This is a genomic window from Arthrobacter sp. MOO21 (genome assembly GCF_057369995.2).
Map to the genome: position 1 here is coordinate 4252449 of NZ_CM170671.2, position 18537 is coordinate 4270985.

Here is an 18537-nt window from a genome sequence, read left to right on the forward strand (position 1 = left end):
CCTAGACTGAAAGCGTGAGCAACCCTATGACGACCCCAGCAGACACCGTTGCGGCACTTCGCCTGCACGATCCGAACGTGCGCGGTTTTGCCTCCGACAACTACTCCGGCGTCCATCCCGAAGTCCTCGCCGCCCTGGCCGCGGCCAATGACGGACACCAGGTCTCCTACGGCGAGGACGATTACACCGCCCGGTTGCAGGAACTGATGGCTGGACACTTCGGCCCGGGCATCGAGTGCTTCCCTGTCTTCAACGGCACCGGGGCTAACGTCCTGTCCCTCCAGTCGCTCCTCCCCCGCTGGGGTGCCGTCGTGTGCGCCTCCACCGCACACATCAACATGGACGAGAACGGGGCACCGGAACGCATCGGCGGACTGAAGCTGCTCCATGTCCCCACGCCCGACGGCAAGCTGACGCCGGAGCTGATCGACCGGGAAGCCTGGGGCTGGGGCGATGAACACCGCGCCCAACCGCTGGCAGTCTCCATCACCCAGACCACGGAACTGGGAACCTGCTATACACCGGAGGAAGTGCGGGCCATCGCGGACCACGCGCATGCCAAGGGCATGAAGCTGCACATGGACGGTGCCCGGCTTGCCAACGCGGCGGCGCACCTCGAAATGCCGCTGCGGGCCTTCACCCGGGACGCGGGCGTGGACATCCTGTCCTTCGGGGGCACCAAGAACGGGCTGCTGTTCGGCGAAGTGGTGGTGGCCCTGAACCCGGACGCCGCCCACGGACTGGTGTACCTGCGGAAGATGGACATGCAGCTGGCATCCAAGATGCGCTTCCTGTCAGCGCAGTTCATCGCCCTGCTGGAAGGCGACCTGTGGCTTCGCTCAGCCCGGCATGCCAACGCCATGGCGTCCCGGCTGCGCGCCGCCGTCGACGCGATCGACGGCGTCCGCCCAACGCAGAAGACCGAAGCCAACGGAGTGTTTGCCGTGCTTCCCGCCGGCGTTGCGGACAGGCTGCGCAGCGCATTCCGCTTCTACGACTGGGACGAAGCGGCCGGGGAAGTCCGCTGGATGTGTTCCTTCGACACCACCGAGGAGGACGTCGATGCCTTTGCTGCCGCAATCCGGCATGAGCTCCGGGACCACGCCGGTGGCCGGGCCGGCTGAACGGCCGCCGACGGCGAGCCTTCCTGCCCCGCCCCACCCTGTTGCGTAATCTGCCATGGTGAACGCACTTGACCAGGTTCCCCCGGATTTCCTCCAAGCCCTGGGAGCCCTCCGGAAAGCCCGGTGCCGCAAGGAACTGCATCTCGCGGAGATTCCCGCACCCGCACGCCTTGCCCCCTTCGCCGTCGCGCTCGGCGCCGAGGTCCTTGCGCCCGGCGCCGGCACCCCCGCCACCCCTGTGCACGGGCCCGCGGCCATGGCCCTGGCGTCCGCCGCGGGCGTGCCGGACGAGGATGAAACGGAGCTGGCCACCGGCCGGTTCATCCTGCTCCATGATCCGGACGGCTCGGAGGTATGGGACGGGGAGTTCCGCATCGTCACCTATATCCGGGCCGAACTGGAGCCGGAAATGGGCAACGACCAAATGCTCGGAACGGTCGCCTGGACGTGGCTGGTGGAGGCACTGGAGAACCATAAGGCCCCCTACCGCGCTGCAGGCGGGACCGCCACCCGCGTCCTCTCCGAAAGCTTCGGCACCCTCGCCGGGCGGCCCGGCTCGATCGACATCGAACTCCGGGCCTCCTGGACTCCGGCCTCGGCGGACGTCACCGCCCATCTCGAAGCCTGGTCCGACATGGTCTGTACCTTCGCCGGCCTGCCGCCCCTTCCCGACGGCGTCACCGCGCTTCCGCACCGGCGCCGGAGCTAGGACATCCGGCGGCGACACGCCAAGCCGCGGCACCCTGGCCAGCCCGCGACAGGGACGGTGGCGGGCCAGGCCGGTAAACTGGGGACACCATGACCCCAAACATTCCGGACAACACCACAGCCGGCGTCCCGGCTGCTGCTGCCGCACCCCACATCACGGTGGAGGGCTTTGACAGTCCCATCCCCGAAATTATTGATCTCGATTCCCCCCGGGACGGCGTTCCCCTGGTCATCGAGACCCAGTCAGGGCTGGAGCGGTGCGCCGCTGCCATTGCCGCCGGCACCGGGCCAGCGGGTGTTGACGCCGAGCGGGCCTCCGGCTTCCGGTACGGGCAGCGTGCGTTCCTGGTCCAGATCCGCCGGGAGGGGGCCGGAACCTGGCTGATCGACCCCGAACCATTCGAGAACCTGGACATCATCAACGATGCCCTCCGCGGGGTCGAATGGATCCTCCACGCCGCCAGCCAGGACCTCCCCTGCCTGTCCGAGCTCGGCATGTGGCCGGACAAGCTGTTCGACACGGAGCTCGCCGCGCGGCTGGCAGGCCTGCCACGCGTCGGCCTGGCGGCGGTGATCGAACAGCTGCTGGGCTTCGGCCTCGCCAAGGAGCACTCCGCAGCCGACTGGTCCACCCGCCCCCTGCCGGAGCCCTGGCTGCGGTACGCGGCTCTGGACGTGGAGGTCCTTAGCGAGCTGCGCGAAGAGCTCATCGAGCTGCTGCAGGCCGACGGCAAACTGGAGTACGCCGAGCAGGAGTTCGCGGCCATCCTCCAGGCCGGCATCGCTCCGCCGCGCGTGGACCCCTGGCGGAAAACGTCGGGACTGCACCAGATCCGGGACCGGCGGCAGCTCGCCGCCGTCCGCGAACTGTGGCTGGAACGTGATTCGCTGGCACAGAAGAGGGACGTGGCCCCCGGCCGGCTCATCCCGGACTCCGCCCTGGTGGCAGCCGCCAAGGCCATGCCCGCCACCGTGCCCCAGCTGCTCACCACCAAGGGCTTCCATGGCCGCGCCGCCCAGCGCGAAGCGCCCCGCTGGCTTCGGTGCATCGCCGCAGCACGGGCCCTTGAGGAACTGCCCCCGCTGCACCTGCCCACCAACGCGCCGCCGCCCCCGCGGGTCTGGGCGGACCGCGATCCCGAGGCAGCGGCCCGGCTGGCCACCGCCCGGCCCCTGCTGCAGGAGAAGGCTGAGGAACTGAAACTGCCGCTGGAGAACCTGCTGACTCCGGACTACCTCCGGCGGGTCGCCTGGCGTCCCCCGGCAGAAGTCAGTACCGGCTCGGTCGCCGCCGAGCTGCGTGCGCTGGGTGCCCGCGAATGGCAGGTGGAGCTCACGGCGCCGCTGATCGCGAGCGCGTTCCTGAACCCGCAGCCGCTGCCTCCAAAGGAGCCAAAACTCGTTCCCGCGGCCGGCGCCCAGTAACCTCCGCCCTCCAGCCCTTGCAGGCTAAGTTACTCACAAGTAACATCGGTGGGACCGACGCCCGGCTGTTGCCGCCTTGCGGCATGCATCCGGCGCGCAACGTCTCGATGAGGAGTTACACGTGAGCCAGCACGGAAGCGGCGCATCCCCGCGCACTGTCCGCGACGTCGTCTTTGTGGACGGCATCCGCACACCCTTTGGCCGGGCCGGCGAGAAAGGAATCTACGCCGGCACCCGGGCCGACGACCTAATCGTGAAATGCATCCGCGGCCTCCTGCGGCGGATCCCGACGCTGCCTTCGGAGCGGATCGACGAGGTGGCCATTGCCGCCACCACCCAGACCGGCGACCAGGGTCTGACGCTGGGCCGCACTGCCGCCTTGCTGGCCGGGCTGCCGCGCACGGTGCCGGGCTTTGCCATCGACCGGATGTGCGCGGGAGCCATGACCGCGGTGACCGCCACTGCCGGCGGCATCGGCTTTGGTGCCTATGACGTGGTCATCGCCGGCGGAGTGGAACACATGGGCCACCATCCCATGGGCTCGGGTGCCGATCCGAACCCGCGCTTCATGTCCGAGCGGCTGGTGGACCCAGCCGCCCTGAACATGGGGGACACCGCGGAGAACCTGCATGACCGGTTCCCATCCATCACCAAAGAACGCACCGACGCCTACGCCGTCGCATCGCAAAACAAGCTGGCTGCCGCCTACAAGGCCGGTAGGATCCAACCCGACCTGGTTCCCGTGGCCGCCCGCAAGCCGGGCGAGGGCTGGACCGTCCATGCAGCGGACGAACCCCCGCGCCCGGGCACCACGATGTCGGACCTGGCAGGGCTGCGCACACCGTTCCGCGCCCATGGCCGGGTGACCGCCGGAAACGCCGCAGGATTGAACGACGGCGCCACGGCCGCCGTCCTCTCCTCCTCAGAGGCCGCCGCGGAACTGGGCCTCCCGGTCAAGATGCGGCTGGTCAGCTACGCCTATGCCGGGGTTGAGCCGGAAGTCATGGGCATCGGTCCCGTACCTGCCACCGAGAAGGCGCTGCAGAACGCGGGGCTGACCATCGATGACGTCGGCCTCTTTGAGATCAACGAGGCGTTCGCGGTGCAGGTCCTGAGCTTCCTGGACCACTACGGCATTTCCGACGACGACCCCCGCGTCAACCGCTACGGCGGCGCCATCGCGGTGGGCCATCCGCTCGCCTCCTCCGGCGTCCGGCTGATGATCCAGCTCGCGCGCCAGTTCGAGGAAGACCCGTCGGTGCGGTACGGGATCACCACCATGTGCGTGGGCCTGGGGATGGGCGGCACCGTGATCTGGGAAAACCCGCACCACCCCGACTACAGTGGAACCCCCTCCGGCGAGACCGCCGCTACCGTTTCCGAAGGAGCCCTGGCATGAGCGCCGCAGACTTCCGCAAGCTGGCTGACCTTTTCCCCAACGAAACCGTCACCCACTCCTACGTGCAGGACATCGCACTTCCAGGACGGGATGGGAAGCCGGGTCCGGGCACCTTCGCCCTCATCACCCTCGACAACGACCTCGACCACACCAAGCCCACCACGCTTGGCCCCAACACGCTGGTGGAGCTCGGCACCGTGCTCGAGTCCCTCCGGGACCGCGCGGCCCGCGGCGAGATCGCGGGCGTCGGCGTCACCGGCAAGCCGCATTACCTGGTGGCCGGGGCTGATCTCTCCGCAGTGAAGTCCCTGGAACAGCGCGAGCACGGACTGTGGATGGCGCAGCTGGGCCACGACGTCTACGCCACCCTGGCAAACCTGGGCGTCCCGAGCTTCGCCTTCATCAACGGCGCCGCCCTTGGCGGCGGCCTGGAGATCGCCCTTCAGTCCACCTACCGCACGGTGTCCACCGGAGCAGGCGCCCTCGCGCTTCCGGAAGCCTTCCTGGGCCTGGTGCCCGGCTGGGGCGGCGTATACCTCCTCCCCCGCCTGGTGGGCCCGGAGAATGCCGTCAAGGTCATGATCCAAAACCCGCTCAGCAACAACCGGACCCTGTCCGGCAGCCAGGCGTTCGGCATGGGCATCGCCGATGCCCTCTTCGAACCCGCCGATTTCCTGGAACAGTCGCTGGCCTGGGCTGCCGGCGTCATCTCCGGCGAGGTAGTCCCAGAGCGGCCCAACGCCGTCGACCCCTCCTCTCCGGACACTGAGACCCGCTGGACTGCGGCAGTTGAAGCCGGCCGGAAGTTTGTCGAGGCCAAGACCTCCAACGCTTCCCCCGCCCCGGCCAAGGTCCTCGAACTCCTTGAGGCCAACCGGACCATGACGGCCGCGGAATCCGCGGCGCTGGAATGCGAGACCCTTGCGGACCTGATGCAGACGGACGAGTTCCGGTCCACCGTCTACGCCTTCCTTGACCTGGTGCAGAAACGCGCCAAGCGGCCGGCCGGGGCTCCGGACCGGAAACTGGCCCGTCCCGTCACCAAGGTGGGAGTGGTGGGTGCCGGCCTCATGGCAGGCCAGCTGGCCTTGCTGTTTGCCCGCCAGCTGAAAGTTCCCGTGGTCCTGACGGACATCGACCAGGCCCGCGTGGACAAGGGCGTCGCCTACGTCCACGCCGAGGTGGACAAGCTGCTGGCGAAGAAGCGCATCAGCCAGGACGCCGCCAACCGGACCAAGGCCCTGGTGACGGGGTCGGTATCAAAGGAAGCCTTCGCCGACGCGGACTTTGTGATCGAGGCCGTCTTCGAGGAACTGGGCGTCAAGAAGCAGGTGTTCGCCGAACTCGAGCGGATTGTGTCCCCGGAGTGCATCCTGGCCACCAACACATCGTCCCTCTCGGTGACCGCCATGGCGGAGGACCTGCAGCACCCCGAACGCCTGGTGGGGTTCCACTTCTTCAATCCCGTGGCCGTCATGCCGCTGCTGGAGATTGTCCGCGCCCCGCGGACGGAGGACGCTGTGCTGGCCACCGCGTTCGAGCTGGCCAAGGCGCTGAAGAAGAACGCCGTTCTGGTGAAGGATGCGGCCGCGTTCGTGGTGAACCGCATCCTGCTCCGGCTGATGGGCGAGGTCACGGCGGTGTTCGACGAAGGCACCCCGGCGGACGTCGCGGACAATGCCCTGCGCCCCATGGGCCTGCCCATGACGCCCTTTACGCTGCTCGCGATGGTGGGCCTTCCGGTGGCCCAGCACGTCCAGGAGTCGCTGCACAACGCGTTCGGGGACCGGTTCCCGGTCTCCGCCAACCTCGGCAAACTCATCGATAACAACGTCAAGGCGCTGTGGGAGACGGCCCCGGACGGCTCCCGGACCATCCCCGCCTCCACCCTGGAAATGATGTCGTTCGGTTCGGATCCGTCCACGCAGGAACAGGTCCTGCGCCGGGTGCAGGATGCCCTGGCGGAGGAAATCGGACTGATGCTGGACGAGGGCGTGGTGGCCGGGCCGGAGGACATCGATCTCTGCATGATCCTCGGCGCGGGCTGGCCCCTCTTCCTTGGCGGCATTACGCCGTACCTGGACCGCACCGGCGCATCGGAGCGGGTCAACGGCAGGCGCTTCCTGGCGCCCGGTGTGGCGTCCCGCCCGGCCGAGGGCTAGGCAGGTACCAGCCGGCCGCCGTCGAGCGCCACAATGCGGTGCGCCGCCGAGCGTGCGTAGCCCAGGTCGTGGGTGACCAGCACGACGGCGGCGCCTTCCGCGGCTGCCTGCCGCAGGGCTGCGTCGAGGAGCCCCAGGCCGATGCCGTCCAGTGCGACGGTGGGTTCATCCAGCGCCAGCACCGCAGGTCTGCGGGCCAGGACGGTGGCGAGTGCCAGCAGCCGCTGCGCGGAGGCCGGCAGTTCCGCGGGGTGCTCCCCGGCTTGGCCGGACAGTCCTGTCGCTTCCAGTGCTGCCGCTGCGCGCTCCTCCGCCGCCGTGCCGAACAGGCGGTCCAGGCCGAACCGGACCTCGCGGCCGACGGTCCGTTCGAACAACTGGTCGCGGGGGTGCTGGAACAGCAGGCCTACCGAGGCGGCGGTCCTTCCTACCGGCACTCCCGAGATGTCGGCCCCGCCCACCAGCACGCTGCCTGCGGTGGGACGGAGCAGGCCGTTGAAGTGCCGCAGCAGGGTGGATTTGCCGGCCCCGTTGGGCCCGGTCACGGCGATGATCTCGCCGGGGTGGACGGCAAGGTGGACGTCCTCCAGCACCGCGGGGAGGGGGTTCAGGCCTGCGGCTCCCTGGGTCTGCCCGCGCCTCTTGCCGCGGAGGGCCCGGCTGCCCCGGATCCTGTCCCCGCCTGCTGCCGGATAGGCGAAGGAGACTCCGTTCAATTGCAACGCGGCGGGTGAGTTGAGTGACGGTCCGGCCGGCCCGGCCGTGGACAGCACCGCCTCCTGTCCGGGACGCCGGATTGCAGCGGGCACACGGCTGGAATCGGCGGCCATGCGGTGGGGGGCGCCGCTGGCCGTGGCCGTGCCGTCTTCGAGCACCACCCAGCGGTGCGCCTCCAGCAGCGGCGCGTCCATGGCCTGGCTGAGGATCACGACGGCGGTCCCGTCCGCCAGGAGGCGGCGCACCAGGGCGGACAGTTCGTGGGATCCGGCGGCGTCCAGCGAAGCGAAAGGCTCGTCCATGATCAGCACGGGCGGCCCGGAGATGATCGCGCAGCCGATGGCCAGCCGGCGCAGCTGGCCGCCTGACAGCCGTGCCGGATCCTGGCCCAGCTGGTCCCGGAGCCCGAGCAGCCCGGCGGTACGGTCCACCGCCGCGCGCATGGCGCTCCGCTCCATTCCGGCGTTTTCGAGGCCAAACGCCAGCTCCTCGGCCAAGGTGGCCCGGACCGTGGAAAGGACCGTGCCGGGATCCTGGGGAACGAATCCTACGTGCCGGCCCCACTGGGCGGGATCGATCCGGGGATCCCCGGCGCCGCCGTCGAACTCCAACCGCGTGCCGGCCACCTCCAGGAACCCTGTGAGCCTTCCGTGTCCGCCCGGAGGCAGCCAACCGGCGAGGAGCTTTCCCAGCGTGGACTTTCCGCTGCCCGAGGCGCCAAGGATGGCCGTGAAGGAACCGGGCGCGAAGGACAGCGCGACATCGCGCAGGGCAGGCGCCGGGGCGTCGTGGAAAGTGAAGTTCCGGATGGTGGCAGCCAAGGCCGGATTCCGCGGCGTGCCGGTACGGCCTGTACTGCCTCCGCTTCCCGGGGCCCCGCCGGCCATGCGCTCAGGCACCTGCACCCGCCGGCACGACCCGGACCACTATTGCGGCCACGGCCGCAAGCACGAGGATGCTGCGCAGGATCCGCTGCGTCCTGGAATCGGCCACTTCCCGGTAGCTGGTCCGCGGTCCCGCGGCGCTGAAGCCACGCGATTCCAGGGCAGTGGCCCGGGTGGCGGCATCCTCCACCAGTGACAGCACCAGCGGAACGGCCTGCAGCCGGAACGCGGCAGCCCGGGACAGCAACCTGCGGGATACCACCAGGCCCCGCGACTCCTGCGACTGCCGGATCCGTTCAGCGCGCGCGGCGATAGCGGGCAGGAGCGTCAGCGTGGACGCCAGTACGAACGCGAACCGGCCCTGTACTCCCTTGGCGGACAAGGCCGCTACGAGGTCCGGGACGCTGACGCTGAAGGAGAAAACCAGGAGTGCCAGGACAACTGCCGCCAGCAGCAGGATCCGCTGGACGGCGAAGCCAAGCCCTTCGGCGGTGATGCGGGCAGGTCCCCACTCGGCCAGCACGGTCCGCCCCTCGGGGAAGAACAGCCCGTGGAGCACCAGCAGCGACAGTCCGAGCGGGACCAGGACTGCGGCAGCCGCAGGCAGCAGCCGCCGGGCCGTCCCGCCCGCCACGGACAGTCCGAGGCACGCCGCGGCAACGGCGAGGGAAAGCGCCCAACTGGCGGCCGCCGTCGTCATCACTGCCGTGCTGCCGGCCGCTGCCAGCAAGGTCAGCGGATTAAGCCGCTCCCGCCTCGCTGGTGCGACGATCCCGGCTGCGGAACGTACGGTCACAGGGTGCGGTCAGCCGTTCAGTCCGGTGCCCGGCGCTGTACCCGGGGCCGGGGTTTCCGTGTGGCCGGTGCCCGGCGCAGCCTGGTCTGTGCGGGCCTGGTCCTTGCCGGCGAGCACCCGGTGGCGCCGGATGAAGGGGAACTGCTGGCTGGTCCTGCGCGGCAGCGCGTACACCAGGAGGGCCACGATGGTGAACACGATGGCTTTGTCCATGGGGTCCGAGAGCAGCGCCTGCTTGGTGATGGCAGCCAGGAGGGTGTCACCCATCGCGCGGAAGGCGCTGACGATCGCGCCGGTGGCGACGCCGGATGTTCCGCCGAAGACGAAGGCGGCCACCGGAGCCGAAACCACGCCCGCGATGATGCCGGTGATGAATCCCGCCACCGGGGCCAGGTAGAAGCGGCGGAAGAGGCCATAGCGGGCAGCGAGCCCGGCGAGGCACCCGATGAGCGCGGCGCCCGCGGCGAACGGAAGCACTGTCGGGTTGAAGAAGGACCAGACGATGCTGCTGAGGGCACCGGTGGCCGCACCCGCTGCCGGGCCTGCCAGGACGGCGATCAGGACGGTGCCGATCGCGTCGAGGTAGAAGGGAACCAGGGTGCTGCCGACGAACTGGCCCAACACGATGTTCAGGACCAGGGCCACCGGGATCAGCACCAGGGTGGACGCGGGAAGGGTGGGCAGGACGGCGATGATCAGGAGGACCGCCCCGGCCAGGAACCCGGAGAGAGCGACCAGGGCGGAGGCGCTGCCTGGGCCGCCGGTGATGTCCGTGGGCTGGTTGAGGACCAGGTAGATGTAGGTGGCGGCGATGGCCAGGGCGCCGAGGATTTCCAGCAGCCGGCGGCGCACGGGGCGTTCCTGGGATGGAAGCGTCAGGGAGGGCGATGACATGGTGTTCCTTTGGGTGCGGGCAGGGGCCCGGCGGGTCCGGGCTGGGGTGTCGCTGCCTATGTCACCTCGGCAGCAGCCGGCGGCAACTGCGCCGGGCCGGTCCGGAGCCCATTCTACTGGCCCTTTGCCTCCGGCGCGCCGCCTCCAATCGCGCTTTGTTCCGGGACTGCCGGCTTCCTAGCCCACGCGCCGCGCCAGGCTGCCGACGGCGGAAACGAGTTCCCGGAACGCCTGCTCCGGGTTGTTGCCGGAGACGATCCTGGCGTTGGGCGGCGCACCCCAGAGACCGCGGAAGTCGGCCACCGTGGTTCCGATCAGCAACGGGGATTCCGTTTCGACGTCGGCGGTGGCGGGCCGGGCACTGTACTCGAGCGTACCGGCGGCGACCCCGGCGGCGAAGAAGTCGTGGACGTGTGCCAGGTACCCCTGGTCGTAGAGCCGGTGGAACTCGAAGTAGAAGCGCAGGGCGTCGGACAGATGCCGGACCAGTGTGTTGTCCGAGGTGCTGCGTTGGCCTTCGGGCTGGCTGGGCAGCACCAGTTCGGGAACCGCGGCGCCTGCGGCTTCGGCCAGTGCCGCGACGTGGGCCGGGCGCAGCTCCATCCGTTCCGTGGTGTCCAGCGAGCAGACGATCGGCAGCTTTTCGAACGGCCGGCCCCGGTAGGCATCGTAGACCTCCTTGGCCGCATGCGGGTCCACGTGCGTGTTCCACTCGGCGGTGGGTGTGGTGTTGCCCTGGTGGTAGAAGGCACCGCCCATGATGACCACCCTGGCCAGCAGGTCCGGGAGGGCCGGTTCCTTCCGCAGTGCCAGCGCGAAGTTGGTCAGCGGCGCCGTGATGAGGGCGGTCAGCTCCCCCGGCCTGGCCCGGGCGTGTTCAATCCAAAGGTCGACGGCGTTCCGGGGCGAGAGCCGTCCTTCCGGTTCGGGCAGGACCGCGTAGCCCATCCCCTGCGGCCCGTGGGTTTCCGGGGTGGTGAGCAGGGGGATGGACAGGGGTGCGCGGGCACCGACGGCCACCTCGACGCCGGACCGGCCGCACAGTTCCAGCAGGGCGAGGGTGTTGCGGGCCACCTGGTCGGCGTCCACATTGCCGGGAGACGCCGTAACGGCCACGAACTCCGTGTCCGGCAGCGCCGCCAGGTAGGCAAGCGCCAGGGCATCGTCGATGCCGGTATCGACATCCAGCAGGTAGGCGGGCACGGCTGCCTAGAAGAGTGCGACCTTGGGAACGGCAGGGAAGATGTCATCGAGGGCGGCGAGGTCTTCCGGCGCCGGCCTCCAGTCCGCGGCCGTGGCGTTCTGCTGGACCTGCTCCGGCCTGGTGGCTCCGGCGATGACGCTGGCCACGGAGGGCTGCGCGGCGAGCCAGGAGAAGGCGACCTCGATCTCGGTGAGTCCGCGTTCCTTGGCGAAGGCGCTGAACCTTCCCAGCTGTTCCCAGTCGGCGTCGTCCACCAGGTGGGTCCGGGTGTGGCTCAGCCGGGAGCCTGCCGGGGCGTGCCCCGGCGAGTACTTGCCGGTCAGCAGCCCGTTGGCGAGCGGGAAGTATGGCAGGACGCCGAGGCCGAACTCCCCGGCGGCGGGCGTCACTTCAAGCTCGGCCCGCCGGTCCAGGAGGTTGTAGTGGTTCTGCGTGGAGATGAAGCGCGCGGTGCCCAGTTCGCGGGCGACGTACTCGGCCTGCGCGATCTGCCAGCCGGCCCGGTTCGAGTGGCCGATGTAGCGCACCTTGCCGCTGGTGACCAGTGCATCCAGTGCGGAGAGGGTTTCGTCGATGGGGGTCTGCGGGTCCGGCGTGTGGAACTGGTAGAGGTCGATCCAGTCCGTTCCGAGCCGCTGCAGCGAGGCCTCGACGGCCGCGATGATGTAGCGGCGTGACCCGCGGGCGCCGAAGTCCGGCCCGTTGGCGCCCTTCATGTCCATGCCGAACTTGGTGGCGACGACCACGCCGCCGCGGCGGTTTCCGAGCGCCCTCCCCAGCATGGTTTCGCTGAGCCCGGGTTCGCGTCCGTAGGTGTCGGCAACGTCGAACAGGGTGATGCCGGCGTCCACCGCTGCATGGACGACGGCGTCAGTGGCGTCCTGCGACTCGGTGGCGGTGTTTGCGCGGCCGAGGTTGTTGCAGCCCAGGCCAACAGTGGAGACGGTCAGTCCTGATTTTCCGACCCGGCGGTCACTGGTCACGAACGCCTCCTAAAGGCTGAAGCTGTTGGCGGGCTTGGCAGAATGCTTGAGCTTGAAATGTTCCGGTTCGGTGTAGGGCGCCGCGCCGATGCTGAGCTTCGTGAAATCCAGGTCCTCGCCGCGGATGCAGACCTTGATGGCGTTGACCGCTTTGTTCACGTCCGGGCAAAGGCAGAAGATGTTCAGCTTGAAGTCGGTGAATTCCGAGCGTTCCACCGTCCCGAGTCCACGCCAGGCGAGGTGGCTGATGAGCGCGTCCGTGGCCTTCTTCTGCAGGAAGCGGTCACGGTCGGTGCCCTCCCGGGTCTTGAGTGCGAACTGGGCCACCACCCAGGACTGCTGTTCGGCCGGGAGTTCGGCGTACCCGTCCTCCGCGCACTGCGCGGCGAAGGCGTCCAGCAGGCCGTCCGCCGCGGAGGCATCGGAAACGTCGGTCTCCTCGGTTTTGCTCTGGTGCCCCACGGCACCGAAGTTCATCACGAACTGCGAGTAGTCCTCGTCGAACCAGGCCTCCCGGAAGTGGAGGGTCCCTTCGTCGTCGCGCTTGTAAACCCTGACAATCCCGCTCATGTGCGTCCTTTGGCAAACCATTCAATATCGGAACCGTCGAAGGGCGCCTGCTGCGCCTTGACGGCGTGGTAAAGCTCGTCCGCCGCCACCTGGATGTCCTCAATAAGTTGGGGCGGGTAGTTCATGGCCACGCTGTGGTCGGCGAACTCGTCCTGGTCGTCGATGAAAACCCCGCGCTGCTCGGTGCGGATGACATCCAAGTCCATGTCGATCACGTGGAACTCGGTGACGGCCGGCCGGATGTGGGTCCATTCATGGCCAACGGCCAGGTCCACGTAGACCCGGACGCCGTTGGGGTGGCCGGAGTCGTAAAACGTGGCCACCCAGTCGCCGTGGCGCGGCACCAGCAGGACGGCGTCCGAACGGGTGTAGAACGCTGCCCCCGGGCGGGAGCAGAATTCGTTGGTGCCCTGGAATATCCACCATCCATGCTGGTCTTCGCCGAGGTAGCGCCCGGGCACCACCCAGTGCGCCTTCCCGTTCCATTTCCTGTTGCGGGAGACCACCAGCTGGCCGGGCTCCAGTCCGTTGGGGACGCGCGTGGTGGTGGTGTGCAGGACAGGCCCCGCCTCCCCCACGGCGCCCGGGTACTTCAGCGCATCCTCTTCCCTCACAGGATCGGGAGGCTGCCGGTAGTGGGGTGCTGCTGCCCCGGCAGGGGGCGCGCGAACGGAACCTTCGTGCCCAGGACCTGCGCCACGATGTCGTGCGTAATCTGCTGGGCCGTGAGGCCCACCCGCTCCAGGACCTGTCCGCGGGTGCCGTGGTCAAGGAACTCGACGGGCAGGCCCACCTCGTTCAGGGCGGTATCCACGCCCGCGGCGCGCATTTCCTGCCGGATGCGTGAGCCGACTCCACCGGCGCGGACGCCGTCCTCGATGCAGACCACCAGGCGGTGGTGCGAGGCCAGCGCGATGATGGAGCGGCGGACCGGCAGCACCCAGCGCGGGTCCACCACGGTGGTGCTGATGCCCTGTGCGCCCAGCCGGTTGGAAACGTCGAGGGCCAGCTCGGACATGGCGCCAACGCTGACGATCAGCACGTCGTTCTCCGTGGAGCCGGAGGGGCGGCGGGCAAGGACGTCCACGCCGTCGCTCAGACGTTCCAATGCCTCTACTGCCGGGCCCACAGATCCCTTGGAGAAGCGGACCACGCTGGGCGCATCGCTGATGGCCACCGCCTCGCGGAGTTCCTCCCGGAGCCGGTCGGCGTCGCGGGGAGCCGCCAGGTGCAGCCCGGGGACGATCTGCACCATGGCCATGTCCCACATGCCGTGGTGGCTGGCGCCGTCGGGGCCGGTGACGCCGGCGCGGTCCAGGACGATGGTGACGCCGGCCTTGTGGAGGGCGACGTCCATGAGCAATTGGTCGAAGGCCCGGTTGAGGAAGGTGGCGTAGACCGCCACCACCGGATGGAGGCCGCCGAACGCCATGCCGGCAGCGGCGGTGAGGGCATGCTGCTCGGCAATGCCGACGTCGACGACGCGCCCAGGGTGCTTCGCGGCGAACTTGTGCAACCCCACGGGGATGAGCATCGCGCCGGTGATGCCGACGACGTCGTCGCGCTCGTCGGAGATTGCCGCGATTTCATCCGCGAACACCGAGGTCCAGGACTGCGCGCCGGCAGAGCCGGTGGGCTCGCCCGTTTCGGGGTCGATGATGCCGACGGCGTGGAACTGGTCCGCTTCATGGGCGCGGGCGGGCGCGTAGCCGTGCCCCTTTTCCGTCATGGCGTGCACGATGACCGGGCCGCCGTAGTGCTTGGCGGTGGACAGCGCGTTCTCCATGGCCTGGAGGTTGTGGCCGTCCACGGGCCCGATGTACTTCATGCCGAGGTCTTCGAACATGCCCTGCGGCGCCCACCAGTCCTTGATGCCCTTCTTCATGGCATGCAGGCTCTTGTAGGTGAACTGGCCCACCGGGCCGCCGTTCTGGAGCTTCTTCTTCCACCAGTCCAGGGCGCCCTCATACGCCGGGGCTGCCCGGAAGGAATCGATCGTGGGGCGCAGCGACGCGAGGTAGTCGGCGAAGCCGCCCACCGTGGGCGCGTAGGAGCGGCCGTTGTCATTGACGACGATGACGACGCGGCGCTTCTTGTCCGCGGCGATGTTGTTGATGGCTTCCCAGGCCATGCCGCCCGTGAGGGCGCCGTCACCCACAATGGCGACGACGTGCCGGTCGCCTTCGCCGGTGAGCTGGCGGGCGCGGGAAATGCCGTCCGCCCAGGAAAGTGAGGAGGACGCGTGTGAGCTTTCCACAATGTCATGCTCGGACTCGGCGCGGGACGGGTAGCCGGAGAGGCCGCCCTCCTGGCGGAGGGTGCTGAAGTCCTGGCGCCCGGTCAGCAGTTTGTGGACGTACGACTGGTGGCCCGTGTCAAAGACGATGCTGTCACGGGGAGATTCGAAAATGCGGTGCACGGCCAGCGTCAGTTCCACGACGCCGAGGTTGGGTCCGAGGTGGCCGCCCGTCTGGGAGACGTTCGTGATCAGGAAATCCCTGATCTCCGAAGCCAGCTGTTCCAGCTGTTCCTCGGTCAACTCGTTCAGGTCCTGCGGATTCCGGATGGTGTCCAAGATTCCCAATGACCCCTCCTTCGGGTGGTAGACGTGCCGTTTAACTCTAACGCCTCGCCTTGGCGGCGAAGCCCGCATGCAAAGCCGAAGCCCCGGCTGGTCGGTGACCGGCCGGGGCTTCGTCGATGATGCTGCCTGCGCAGCAGTTCCGCTAGTTCGCGGAGATCTGGCGCAGCACGTACTGCAGGATGCCGCCGTTGCGGTAGTAGTCCGCTTCACCGGGGGTATCGATGCGAAGGACGGCGTCGAACGACTTCGAGGAGCCGTCCTCTGCGGTCGCGGTGACCTTCAGGGTCTTGGGCGTGGTGCCCTCGTTCAGGGCGGTAACGCCCTCCACCGAGAAGGTTTCGGTGCCCGTCAGGCCCAGGCAGGCAGCGTTCTCGCCGGCCGGGAACTGCAGCGGCAGGACGCCCATGCCGATGAGGTTGGAGCGGTGGATGCGCTCGTAGCTCTCGGCGATGACGGCCTTGACTCCCAGCAGGGCGGTGCCCTTGGCAGCCCAGTCACGGGAAGAGCCGGAACCGTATTCCTTGCCGGCCAGGACCACCAGCGGGGTGCCGGCTGCCTGGTAGTTCTGCGCGGCGTCGTAGACGTAGGCCTGCGGACCGTCAGCCTGGGTGAAGTCGCGGGTGAAGCCACCCTCGACACCGTCCAGGAGCTGGTTCTTGATGCGGATGTTCGCGAACGTACCGCGGATCATCACCTCGTGGTTGCCACGGCGCGAGCCGTAGGAGTTGAAGTCCTTGCGCTCCACTCCGTTGGCCAGCAGGTACTGGCCGGCGGGGGTGTCGGACTTGAACGAACCGGCCGGGGAGATGTGGTCGGTGGTCACGGAGTCGCCGAGCTTCAGCAGCACGCGCGCACCGGTGATGTCCTTGACCGGCTCCGGCTGCGCCTGCATGCCCTCGAAGTACGGGGGCTTGCGGACGTACGTGGAGTTCGGATCCCAGGCGAACGTGTCGCCTGCCGGGGTGTCCAGCGCCTTCCAGCGGTCGTCGCCGTCGAAGACTCCCTCGTAGCCCTTGGCGAACATGTCCTTGTCGATCGAGGAATCGATGACCTGCTGGACCTCAACCGGGTTGGGCCAGATGTCCTTCAGGAAGACGTCGTTGCCGGCTTCGTCCTTGCCGAGCGGATCAGTCTCGAAGTCGAAGTCCATGGATCCGGCCAGGGCGTAGGCGATGACCAGCGGCGGGGAGGCCAGGTAGTTCATCTTGACGTCCGGGTTGATGCGGCCTTCGAAGTTGCGGTTGCCCGAGAGTACGGCGGTGACGGCGAGGTCGTTGGCCTGGACGGCCTCGGAGATCTCTGCCTCCAGGGGGCCGGAGTTGCCGATGCAGGTGGCGCAGCCGTACCCGACGATGTAGAAGCCAAGCTTCTCCAGGTACGGGGTCAGGCCGGACTTCTCGTAGTAGTCCGTGACAACCTTCGAGCCGGGCGCAACGGAAGTCTTGACCCACGGCTTGGCGGTCAGGCCCTTTTCGACGGCGTTGCGTGCCAGGACCGCGGCGGCCAGCATGACCGACGGGTTGGACGTGTTGGTGCAGGAGGTGATGGAGGCGATGGTGACTGCACCGTGGTCCAGTTCGAATTCGCGTCCGTCAGCCATCTTCACCGGAACCGGGCTGGAAATGCGTCCGGCGCCGCCGTGCGCTGCCGAGTACTTCGGCGGTTCGCGGTCGGTGTCCGAAACGTGGGTTGCGCCGGAGGTGAAGGACGGGGCGTCGGAGGCCGGGAAGGTCTCTTCGAGGGACTCGTCCAGGGTGCCGGCGTTGGCGTCGTGGGAGACGTAGTTCTTCAGGTCGTGGCGGAACTCGTCCTTGGCCTCGGTCAGCTCGATGCGGTCCTGCGGGCGCTTGGGGCCGGCGATGGACGGAACAACGGTGGACAGGTCCAGTTCCAGGTACTCGGAGAACTTGATGTCGCGGGAAGGATCGTGCCACAGGCCCTGTTCCTTCGCGTAGGCGTCCACGAGGGCGACGTTCTGCTCGGACCGGCCGGTGAGGCGCAGGTAGTCGAGGGTGACGTCGTCGATCGGGAACATGGCGGCCGTGGAACCGAATTCCGGGCTCATGTTGCCGATGGTGGCGCGGTTGGCCAGCGGCACCTCGGCGACGCCTTCGCCGTAGAATTCGACGAACTTGCCCACCACGCCGTGCTTGCGGAGCATCTCGGTGATGGTCAGCACCACGTCGGTGGCGGTGGCGCCGGCGGGGATGCTGCCGCTGAGCTTGAAGCCGACAACGCGCGGGATGAGCATGGAGACGGGCTGGCCGAGCATGGCAGCCTCGGCTTCGATGCCGCCGACGCCCCAGCCGAGCACGCCCAGGCCGTTGACCATGGTGGTGTGCGAGTCGGTGCCCACGCAGGTGTCGGGGTAGGCGCGGAGCGCCCCGTCCACCTCGCGGGTCATGACGGTGCGTGCCAGGTACTCGATGTTGACCTGGTGCACGATGCCGGTTCCCGGGGGAACGACCTTGAAGTCATCGAACGCGGTCTGGCCCCAGCGCAGGAACTGGTAGCGCTCACCATTGCGCTGGTATTCGATCTCCATGTTGCGCTCCAGTGCGCCGGAGTTGCCGAAGGCATCGATCTGGACCGAGTGGTCGATGACCATTTCGGCCGGTGCCAGCGGGTTGACCCGCTTGGGGTCGCCGCCCAGAGCCTTGACTGCTTCACGCATCGTCGCCAGGTCAACCACGCAGGGGACGCCGGTGAAGTCCTGCATGATCACGCGGGCGGGCGTGAACTGGATTTCTGTATCGGGTTCCGCGTTGGGATCCCAGCCTGCCAGGGCGCGGACGTGATCGGCAGTGATGTTCGCGCCGTCCTCGGTCCTCAACAGGTTTTCAAGCAATACCTTGAGGCTGAACGGAAGGTTTTCTGCACCTTCAACGGAGTTCAACCGGAAAATTTCGTACTCGGTTCCGGCTACATTAAGTTTGCCTTTTGAACCGAAGCTGTCCACAGTGCTCATCGCAGGACTCCTCTCGCAACAGTTTCATCTTTGTCGCGCGGTTGACCGCCTGCTAGTTAGGAGGCCCTAACTATGTCCAGGGCCCGAAAATTGCACACGGCCGGCCCGGGAATCCGGGG

At 68.3% G+C, this 18537-nt stretch carries 14 protein-coding genes; 5 read left to right on the plus strand and 9 right to left on the minus strand.

Translation table 11 applies throughout. From position 1 onward, the window contains the following. Positions 1-26 precede the first annotated feature (26 nt). The 5 genes from AC2JAJ_RS19840 to AC2JAJ_RS19860 all read left to right on the plus strand — a co-directional run bounded on the left by AC2JAJ_RS19840 (position 27) and on the right by AC2JAJ_RS19860 (position 6818). Positions 27-1124, plus strand: coding sequence for a threonine aldolase family protein (locus AC2JAJ_RS19840; RefSeq protein WP_473697468.1), 1098 nt, complete (start codon positions 27-29; stop codon positions 1122-1124). 55 nt (positions 1125-1179) lie between these two features. Beyond that, positions 1180-1833, plus strand: coding sequence for a DUF3000 domain-containing protein (locus AC2JAJ_RS19845; protein ID WP_221387576.1), 654 nt, complete (start codon positions 1180-1182; stop codon positions 1831-1833). 89 nt (positions 1834-1922) lie between these two features. After that, complete coding sequence (locus tag AC2JAJ_RS19850) at positions 1923-3257, plus strand: HRDC domain-containing protein (protein WP_486414794.1); 1335 nt, start codon at positions 1923-1925, stop codon at positions 3255-3257. Between the two features lie 121 nt (positions 3258-3378). Beyond that, positions 3379-4656, plus strand: coding sequence for a thiolase family protein (locus AC2JAJ_RS19855; RefSeq protein WP_486414793.1), 1278 nt, complete (start codon positions 3379-3381; stop codon positions 4654-4656). Continuing rightward, on the plus strand, positions 4653-6818 hold the full coding sequence (locus tag AC2JAJ_RS19860) for a 3-hydroxyacyl-CoA dehydrogenase NAD-binding domain-containing protein (RefSeq protein ID WP_486414792.1): 2166 nt from the start codon (positions 4653-4655) through the stop codon (positions 6816-6818). The genes AC2JAJ_RS19855 and AC2JAJ_RS19860 overlap by 4 nt, the downstream gene beginning before the upstream one ends. On the opposite strand, the gene AC2JAJ_RS19865 is transcribed toward AC2JAJ_RS19860, so the two are convergent. The 9 genes from AC2JAJ_RS19865 to AC2JAJ_RS19905 form a co-directional block, all read right to left on the minus strand. After that, complete coding sequence (locus AC2JAJ_RS19865) at positions 6815-8422, minus strand: ABC transporter ATP-binding protein (RefSeq protein WP_486414791.1); 1608 nt, start codon at positions 8420-8422, stop codon at positions 6815-6817. The genes AC2JAJ_RS19860 and AC2JAJ_RS19865 overlap by 4 nt on opposite strands. Positions 8423-8426: 4 nt before the next feature. Then, entirely contained in the window at positions 8427-9215 is a 789-nt protein-coding gene (locus tag AC2JAJ_RS19870; RefSeq protein WP_486414790.1) for an energy-coupling factor transporter transmembrane component T, read from the minus strand. A 9-nt stretch (positions 9216-9224) separates the two neighbouring features. Then, positions 9225-10109, minus strand: a complete 885-nt coding sequence (locus tag AC2JAJ_RS19875; protein ID WP_501053273.1) for an ECF transporter S component — start codon at positions 10107-10109, stop codon at positions 9225-9227. Positions 10110-10286: 177 nt separating this feature from the next. Continuing rightward, positions 10287-11312, minus strand: a complete 1026-nt coding sequence (locus tag AC2JAJ_RS19880) for a nucleoside hydrolase (protein ID WP_473697474.1) — start codon at positions 11310-11312, stop codon at positions 10287-10289. A 6-nt stretch (positions 11313-11318) separates the two neighbouring features. Beyond that, positions 11319-12296, minus strand: coding sequence for an aldo/keto reductase (locus tag AC2JAJ_RS19885; RefSeq protein WP_473697475.1), 978 nt, complete (start codon positions 12294-12296; stop codon positions 11319-11321). A gap of 9 nt (positions 12297-12305) precedes the next feature. After that, positions 12306-12866: a hypothetical protein gene (locus tag AC2JAJ_RS19890; RefSeq protein WP_221387568.1), complete on the minus strand. Its 561-nt coding sequence runs from the start codon at positions 12864-12866 to the stop codon at positions 12306-12308. Continuing rightward, on the minus strand, positions 12863-13480 hold the full coding sequence (locus AC2JAJ_RS19895) for a DUF402 domain-containing protein (RefSeq protein WP_486414788.1): 618 nt from the start codon (positions 13478-13480) through the stop codon (positions 12863-12865). The genes AC2JAJ_RS19890 and AC2JAJ_RS19895 overlap by 4 nt, the downstream gene beginning before the upstream one ends. After that, the gene (gene dxs, locus AC2JAJ_RS19900) at positions 13477-15450 is read right to left on the minus strand and encodes a 1-deoxy-D-xylulose-5-phosphate synthase (protein WP_486414787.1); all 1974 of its coding nucleotides are present in this window, start codon (positions 15448-15450) and stop codon (positions 13477-13479) included. Before dxs ends, AC2JAJ_RS19895 begins: the two co-directional genes overlap by 4 nt. Positions 15451-15592: 142 nt before the next feature. Next, positions 15593-18418 carry an aconitate hydratase gene (locus tag AC2JAJ_RS19905; RefSeq protein WP_486414786.1) on the minus strand — a complete coding sequence of 942 codons (2826 nt, stop codon included), beginning with the start codon at positions 18416-18418 and terminating at the stop codon, positions 15593-15595. Between the last annotated feature and the right edge of the window lie 119 nt (positions 18419-18537).